Origin of the sequence: Pedobacter nanyangensis (assembly GCF_003313505.1) — a bacterium.
GTDB lineage: Bacteria > Bacteroidota > Bacteroidia > Sphingobacteriales > Sphingobacteriaceae > Pedobacter > Pedobacter nanyangensis.
On sequence record NZ_QMHO01000007.1, the window covers coordinates 65907 to 75295 of the forward strand.

A 9389-nucleotide genomic window follows, 5' to 3' on the forward strand; every position below is an offset into this window, starting at 1 on the left:
ATCCTCGTTTTTTGTGCTGTTACGCTCGGTCTGTATTTTTGCTTCTCATCGCTAAATGTAGCTGCCATAAATGAAAATAATATGGCAGCTCCCTTACTCTCGTTGCGTTGGATTTTTATCCTGTGCCTGATTTCGTTTTTATCCCTAGGCGCTAAAGCGCAAAACATCAATAATTACGTGTTTAGTGCATCTTCTGGAAGCTACGTGTCGGTGTCTGGCACAGAGCCCGGAGGAGCTGGTGCTACCGTAGGTAATGATGAGAACACCTATCAAAATTTGCCCATAGGATTTGATTTTTGGTATATGGGGCAACGTTATGATAGATTCTGCGCAAGTTCAAATGGTTGGATTTCCTTGGGCGGCTCGGTGAGCGGGGCGGCTCCGGTTAACAACTTGGCTAACGGCGGCAACAGGCCTGTTATTGCCCCGCTTTGGGATGACCTGGCCGTTTTTCCAGGTATTTTGAATCTTTTAATTCCTGGTAAAATTAGTTATGTAACCTCTGGAACAGCTGGAAATATGGTTTTAACCGTTCAGTGGTATTCCATGCGTTGGGATAAAAATTCGTCTACCATACTTAATCTCACTTCAGTAATTACCTTCCAGGCAAAAATACATGAGAATGGAAATATCCAGTTTATTTATACTGCAGAAGGAGGAGCTGTAGACAACGGCTCGGCTTCCATAGGGATTACCGGGCCCAGCACAGGTATTTACCGTTCTTTAAATGGTGTTGGTACATCGCCAACAGCCCGTAATGATCTTGAAACAACAAACATTGCCGCCAAGCCCGCCAATGGGCAAACCTATACGTTTAATCCTACCGAAATTGCCACAGCTCCTACCAATTTAACATTTTCGAATGTTGGTGCTACCGGCATGACCCTAAACTGGAATTTTTCCGGAAGCGGGCACGCTGGCTTTGCCATTTACCGCTCTAGTGGTGGCGCTTATACTTTTGCGGGTCAAACGGCGGCGGGCGTTCATACATTTAACGATACTGAGCTTACCAATGGCTTAAACTACACGTATGTGGTTTATGTGTTCCGCGAAAATCTGGGAGCATCCGTTTCGGGAAGCCAGGTGGCTAGCTGCCAAGGTTTTTCTCTGGCTAATATACCTCTTGGAAATATTGTGGCTAACTATAAGCTCGATGGCAATGCTAACGATTTTTTTGTGTCCAACAACGGAACTTTGCAAGGTACACCTGCACCCACCAGCAATAGGTTTAATATCGCTAACTCGGCCTACCAGTTTAACGGTTCAACGCAATATGTATCTACGGCCAGTTCTTTTGTAAATCCGGTGGTGTTTACCGTTTCTATCTGGTTTAAAACTACCGTGGCTGGCGGTAAGCTCATCGGTTTTGGCAGTAATCAAACTGGTTTTAGTACAAATGCCGATCGGCATATTTATATGGCTAATGACGGGCGGATTTTCTTTGGGGTAAAACCTGGTGGAGTTTTTAAAACGATAAATTCTATCGGAGCTTACGCCGATGGTAACTGGCACATGGCCACTGGTGTACTATCTGCCAGTGGTATGGCGCTTTACATGGACGGGGCTGTGGTAGCTCAGGATGGCCTTGTTAATGCGGCCGAGAGCACTACTGGGTATTGGCGTTTGGCTTATGATAATATTGACTCATGGCCCAATACCCCAACCAATAGGTATTTTAATGGCAGTTTGGACGATGCCTACATCTACAGCAGGGCATTGAGCGCTGCAGAAATAGCACAGCTTTACAATGCTACCGAAGGAGTGGGAAATACAGGGCCGGTTTGCGCCCAAACCATCCTGACCTTAACGGCTAACACGATTGATGGTGCCACCTATTCATGGACCGGGCCCAACGGTTTTACTTCATCTCAGCAAAATGCCACTTTAACCTATTCTGATGCCGCCAAGGGCGTTTACACCGTTACCGTAAGTAGGAATGGTTGCGTGGCCACAGCTTCTACCGCGGTAGTTTCTTTTGGAGAAGGACAATGGACGGGCAATGCGGGCAATAATTGGGCCACGGCCAATAGTTGGTGTAACGGGATTGTGCCTAATGCTGCCGTAAATGTGTCTATTCCTTCGGGGAGGTCAACTTATCCTACGGTGGGTACTGACCAGTCCATCAATGATTTGTCCATTGCTACGGGTGCTTCCGTAACGGTAACCAACTCGCTTTCTGTGGCCGGAACCCTCACTAACAGCGGTACTTTAACGGTTAGTAGCGGACGTATGGTTTTTAATGGCGCTACCGCCCAAACCATTGCAGCCAATGTATTTGCCGGAAACTTAATTAAGGATTTAACCATTAACAACGCTGCTGGGGTAACATTAAATGGAGCACTTCGTTTAACGGGGCTGCTAACGGCTAGTGCAGGCACCTTTAATGCTAACGGTAACCTTACCTTGGCTTCTAGTGCGGCATCTACCGCACAAGTGGCTCCTGTGGTAGCGGGAGCGTCCATTACTGGACAGGTAAAGGTTGAGCGTTATTTGCAGGGCGGAAATATTAATCCCTATCGTACCTATAGGATGCTGTCATCGCCGGTATATGATAACACCACAGCTTTTATCAACACCGACACAGAAGGCAACAGAACCGCGAAATTTTCGCAGCTGATTGATAATATGATTATCACAGGCACGGCTGGAGCTACAGGTAATTTTGATGCCACCCACAGTAATCAAGCTGGTGCCTGGACCTATGCGTCTGGTTTTGTGGAAATTCCAAATATCAACACTGCGGTAAATGCAGGAAAAGGCATGTATGTTTTCTTTAGAGGAAACCGAGATAATTTTTCAGGAAAAACAACTGCTCCTTTTGTAAATCCGGAGAATACTGTAGTAGATTTTAACGGCGTGCTGAACCAGCAAAATGTGACGGTAACCCTAGCGTCAGGATATAATTTCATGGGTAACCCCTATGCCTCAACTATTGATTGGGACTCCTCAAACTGGGGAGCTGATAAAGTGAATATAGCCAATGCGATATGGGTGTGGAGGCCCGCCTCCAGAAGCTATGCTACTTATATTAATGGTGTTTCGGCTCTTGGGGGTAGCCGCTACATTTCATCTGGTCAATCGTTTTTTGTGAGAGCTACGGGTGCCGGCTCCATCCGGTTTAAGGAAAATATTAAAGCGTCAACCCAGCAACCACCCGTTTTGTTAATGAGTGTTGAGAAAAGAAACCATGAATTTGCCACCATGCAAACTGCCCAATACGTAGAAACACCTCAAAGTTTGGTTAGGGTAAAGTTAACTCCCCTTGCTTCTTATGGTGAAGATGAAACCGTGGTGGTTTTTAACGAATCAAGTAATGCCGCCTATAATCATCAGGAAGATGCTTTACATATTGACGGAGAAGTGGTGAATATCTCTACATTGGTGGGAAATAGTAAATTGGCCATTAACTTTATGCCTCCAATGGCCCAGCCCTTAGAAATAGCCATGAACGTATCAGCCAGCACAACCGGTAGCTACCTGATGCAGTTTAATTTGGACGAATACTATCAACGGCACCATTTGACGCTAAAGGATCGCTTTCTCAATCAGAATATTCCCGTTACCCCAAACATGGTTTATAATTTTAATGTTGATAGAACAAATGCCCAAACATTTGGCGCTGGAAGGTTTAGTGTATTGGTTGAGCCTCCGGTAGTATTGCCGGTTGGCATGCTAAGCTTTGTGGCAAAAAAGCAAAATGAAGGCGTGGCGATAACGTGGGCTACTTCTTTTGAAACAAATCACAAATTGTTCAAGCTTTACCGGGCATCTAATGACGGTGCCTACCTGCTCATTGCTGAAATTTTGCCCAAAGGTTCCGGCAATTATCTGTTTATGGATGCCGGGGCATTGCCAGGAAACAATTATTATAAGCTTGTTCAGGTAGATACTGATGGTCAGCCCAATGAAATAGGCCCTGTTGTGGTGAACTTCAATGTTGGGCAACAAGGTACGGTATTGCTTTACCCAAATCCAGCCAGGGAGAAATTTACGTTAAGGGTAGATGGCGCTTTATACAGCAGGTACAAAGTGGGTTTATATGACCCTATGGGAAAACTTATGCGTGAGCAAACGATTTCTGGAGCAGCATTGGCCTTGGGCTATCAGGTAGATATTGTGGATCTGAACTCGGGGCTTTTCTTTGCAAAAGTTGAGGATATTGACACAGGCAAAGTACTAGCTGTGCATAAGGTAGTAAAAAAATAGCAATATGGCTTTAAGCCATGATAAACAAAGGTTTCACCAGGTTGTTGGGGCAGGTGTTGTGGATTTTTTTTCGCTTTTTGGGAAATGTTTTCCAGTGAAGAAACGAAGTTGTATTCTTTTAAGTTGTACAAATATTGGTTTTTATAATGCAAAGCTAGATTTCTAGGTTGTGGCGTGTGTTTTGACTTTTCATTGCCATAATGAAGAGACCAAACAAACTTTTATTCATCATAACTACACTGGCTTTGTCATGTTTGGCAATGCTTTCCACTGCGCAGGTTTATACAACAGCAAATTATTATTACAATAATTTTGATGGTGGGCAATTAGGCCCTGGGATAGCCCCGATAGGAGCAAGTGCAGCGCTAGCAGTGTCGGCATCTGGCGCAAATAACTTGGCTGTTGAAAATGGCTATTGCCTAACCACTACAGGTAATAATATCCCTGGAGCTTATCAGTTTTCTTTTTTAGCCAATAGCACCAACCTGAACAACGAAACCTTTGGTTGGGAGTGGACATTTATCTATAAAAATAGCTCAGGCACTGCTGATCAGTCAGACGTTATTGGACCAGGTCAAAATTCTTGGAAATATTGGTTCCTTTCTACCGGCAGTTTTGCCAATCCAAACACTGGCTATTATTTAACCCAGGATGGTTCAAGCCTTTCACTAAGATGGAGATACGACAATAACCCAGGGGGAAATAGGTATAGCAGCCTCATCAGTTTTGACCTTTCCTCTTTGGGCGCAAACTGGGCAAATAAAACCTATGCCATCAGAATGCAAAGATTAAAAAGGCAGGGACAATACGTTTGGCACTTGTTTGTTGATGAATATACCTCTGCAGTGAGGGAAGCCAGAACAGAAAGAGGTGGTGAGGGCGCTTATCACAGTACATTGGGGAGTTACACCACGACCAATTCAGGGCTTCATATCAATGCAATAACCGCTAACCGTTTCAGCTTTGACGAAATGAAAATGTACGGCATGAAATTGGAAATAAGTAGCGCCAATGAACCTGTTAATGGCATTTCAAATCCTTTGTACAATGGACAAAAAGATGCGGTTATTTATGGATTGAAAATGATGAGCCGTGGCTTGTTTGATGTCAGCTCTATCGTTCTTGATGCTTCGGTTTCGTCCAGCAGCAAGGGATTGAACGAAATCATCGAAAATTTGAGACTGTTTAAATCGGGCGATGAATATTTTGGCAATGCCGATGATGTGTTTGTTTCTGGCCTAAACGTAGAGTGGAGGGCGGTAAGAGCCGAATCTTTTCCTCAAAAAAGCAGATTGTTCACGATAGGTGCAGCAGATGGTTCTTTGTTACCTGCCGCTTATTATGGCATTAAGGCTGATGTAAAGAGTAACGCCCCAACTGGTGTTACCTTTAGCTTTACCAATATTGACAAAATAGGAAGCGAGGACGCCCAGGTAAATTACAAAGGGACATCTGGGGTAATAGTAGGTAGTACGGCTTCACCCACAATTCCTAGTGGTAATGTTTACGACTGGATTGCAGCCAATGGTTTTTGGAATGATTTGAATAACTGGAGATTGGCTGATGGCAGTAGTCCTGCGGCACTTCCCGGGCCAAATGATATGGCGAGGATAGGCTATGTTTCCTCAAACGTTAAGCCTACCGTATCTGCAAGCACTAAAGTAGGTAATGTATTGGTTTCAGGAACTGGTAGCGCAACACCTGAGGTGATGATTGAGGGCGGGATCACTTTAACGGTTGCAGGCACTTTCGTGAATGATAGAAAATCTACATTCTCTGGTAGTGGCACTTTAGCCGTTCAAGGCAGCTGGAACACTTCTGGCGGAGCTATGGATATCAGCAGTGGAAACGTATCGGTTAATTTTAGTGGAACCAAGAACCAATCTATCAGAGATGAAGGTTCTGATGCAGGTAAGGGGATCGTGTTTAAAAATGTTTCTTTTTCGGGGGCAAGTGTTAAAACGCTGGGAGGGTCAGGAAAAATCTCCATTGCCGCAAATGGTTCTATTACCATGGAAGCCAATACAACGCTGATCTCTACAGGTAACCTAACACTAAAGGCAGACGCCAATAGTTCGGCCAATGTAATGACTATTCCGTCAAATGCGGCTATAAAAGGTCAGGTAACGGTAGAGCGTTATATCCAGGGCGGAAATAAAAATACGTGGCGTACCTACAGGATGTTTTCCTCGCCGGTGTATGATAACACCACTGAATTTATCAATAGCGATGTGGTGGGAAATAGAACCTATGGTTTTACTCAGTTTATCGATGACATGATTATTACCGGCGCCGGAGGTTCCGCTAACGGATTCGACCAAACTTCATCTAACCAGGCCGGCGCCTGGACCTACAATAATAAATATGTAGAAATTCCAAACATCAACGCTACCGTGAATATTGGCAGAGGGGCATATCTGTTTTACAGGGGAAACAAAAATAACTTTGCAGCAAAAGTGACTAGCCCATTTCTGGATCCAGAGTCAATTGTGATGACATATAAAGGTGTGCTTAACCAACAGAATGTTACAGTGCCGCTAACCCATGGCAGTTCTGGCTATAGTTTGGTGGGAAATCCTTACGCAGCGGCAATTGACTGGAGCAAAGTTACTAAAACTACCAACGTTGGTGCCGTGGTAAGGGTGTGGAACCCTAGCTGTAGGCAGTATTCTACTTTTAACGGTTCTGATGGTGTCAACGGAGGCTCAAGGTTTATTGCCCCAGGACAATCTTTTTTTGTGCAAACCACCAACAACTCTTCGCCTTCGGTAACATTTACGGAGGCCTCCAAGGTAACTGCGGGAACATCTACCAGCACCATGTCAAAAGTAATGTCCGTAAACTCGGGTAACTTTGGTCGAACTAATTTAACCGGCTTAGAAAGCAGTGTTTTAATGGAAGAAGAACCAGCTAGGATTAGAGTTCAGCTGATGAGGAACGAAACTGAGAATGCCGATGAAACTTTGGTTGTATTGAAAGATGGTGGTGAAGCAATCTTCTCTGCCAACGATGTGGCCAGAATGGGAGGCGAATCCGTGTTTTTGTCAAGCCAGTCAAGTGATGCAAAAGAGTTGGCCATCAATTACATGCCAGCTATTTCAGCAGTGCAGAAAGTTGGGTTGACCATCGGCGCAGATAATGGCGGTAGTTATACGTTAAAATTCATTTTAACAGATATTCCAACGGGATATGTGGTGAAATTAAGAGATAAATATTTGAATACCCTTACCGATATTGCCCACGAGGGAACGGTTTATCCGTTGAATATTGATAAAGGCAATGCGGCAACCCTGGGTAATGGTCGTTTTGAACTACAGATTGTTCCTCCAAGTACGCTCCCAGTAGTTTTTACCGATTTTACCGGTGTTAAAACGAATACAGGTGTGGCCCTAACCTGGAAAACTTCTTCAGAAACAAATAACAGTCATTTCGATTTGCAAAGAGCGGGAGAAAATCAGGCCTTCACTTCCATCGGGACCGTGCCTGCCAACCAAGCAGGGGTTTACAATCTGTTAGATAAATCGCCATTGGCCGGCAATAACTACTACAAATTAGTACAGGTAGATAAAGACGGAACCCCAACAGCTTACCAAAAATTGGTGGTGGTAAAATATGACCTGAATGCCATCGCTACCAACGATATGTTCATTTATCCAACATTGGTTGAAACCAATTTTACCCTGAAATATGCTGGCAGTCTTCAGGCAGATCGCTATACGCTAAAAATCGCCGATGTTTCGGGTAAAGAAATGTATCATAAAGAAGTGGTTAAAAACGAGATGCTGAACGGTTACTCCGGTGCTTTGCCAACGATATCTTCGGGCATTTATTTTGCAACACTCATAGATTCGAGCGGAAAAAAAATCGCTACAGCAAAATTGATTAAAAAATAAGCCAACTTGGCCCAATCGCCGAATTTCGTAACTCGCTTAACCATAGCGCTTACTCTCTTTTTTGGAATAGAAAAAAAAGTGGTAAATAATGCTTTGTAGGTATTGCTTAAGTGCATAAAAATTTCGACTTTAGCCGAATTATTTGATTTACAGAATAATAAGATCTGTAGTATTATTTAAAACGATGAGAGCTAAATTTTAATGCCTATGAATATTTTTACTAAGGTTAAATTTTTTGTATTGCTTTTTGCCCTGTTCAGTACAACTGCTGTATTGGCGCAAGTAACCCTCACACAGGCAACTGGGGGGCAAAACATCTCCGTTGAAAAGGCTGTGGGCGGCCCACAAGAGCAATTTACTGCCATTGGCGATATTGTAATCAGTGACAATGCCGCTACCAATTTTTCTCCCGGAAACGACAGGCGAATTATGCTGAATGCGCCACCGGGATGGCAGTTTGAAACGGGTACGGTAACGGTTAGCTTCAGCGGAACCAAGATAACGGGTGCTAGAGTATACGATAATACTGCTACTGATTTTCTGATCATCAGCTATGACGTATCGAACACGGCTGTAGCAGGTAACTCTATCACCATTTCTGGTTTAAGGGTAAAATCCACCAGCAAGGCTGTAGGTACCGAAGCTTATATTGTAAGAGCGCAATCTCCGGTGAATCAAGGGGTTATTTCTGGTTTTCCAAACGGAACATCGGTAGCAACCTTGTCAAAAGTGGCTGGGCCTTTTGCTTCATTGCAGGTATTGCTGCCAGGACAAACCAATGCGCCCGGTACACCTTCCGGCCGTTTAGGTAGTACTTTAATTAGCCCTACGGCAGGTACTAATTTGGCTGTTACCGTAAACGCTGTTGATTATGCGTTTAACGTAATTACCGATGCGCCAAACCATCAGGTTTCTTTAGCCACCAATAACCCTTATGCAACAATTTCTGCTCCAGTTGCCTTAACTTCAGGTACGGCAAGCTTTAATGCTACTCTGTATAGCTATAGCCCAACCCCAACTACCTATTACTCACTTACGGCTAATGACGATACAGACAATGCTATTGCAGATGGTGTTAGCTCAGATATCAATGTAATTTCGGGCGCCTTTACCAAGTTGTTAATGGTAATGCCCGGAGAAACCTATGCGCCGGGTACACCAACAGGAAAAACAGGAACCGCAACCGCACCGGTAGCTAACGTTGATTATACCGTAGCAGTGTACGGCGTAGACGAATACTGGAATAGCATTAGTTCAACCAACATGGTTGCCATTTCTGCAACAGGAGCA

General features: G+C 44.1%; 3 protein-coding genes. All 3 read left to right on the forward strand.

Going from position 1 to position 9389, the window contains the following annotated elements; genetic code table 11:
• Nucleotides 1–81: 81 nt before the first annotated feature.
• Nucleotides 82–4206: a LamG-like jellyroll fold domain-containing protein gene (locus tag DUT71_RS12935; RefSeq protein WP_113662968.1), complete on the forward strand. Its 4125-nt coding sequence runs from the start codon at nt 82–84 to the stop codon at nt 4204–4206.
• A 200-nt stretch (nt 4207–4406) separates the two neighbouring features.
• A complete protein-coding gene (locus DUT71_RS12940; protein WP_113662969.1) occupies nt 4407–8099 on the forward strand; it encodes a T9SS type A sorting domain-containing protein in 3693 nt (1230 codons plus the stop codon).
• A 207-nt stretch (nt 8100–8306) separates the two neighbouring features.
• Nucleotides 8307–9389, forward strand: a 1083-nt coding sequence (locus DUT71_RS12945; protein WP_162796040.1) for a hypothetical protein, incomplete at its 3' end; no start/stop codon positions are given.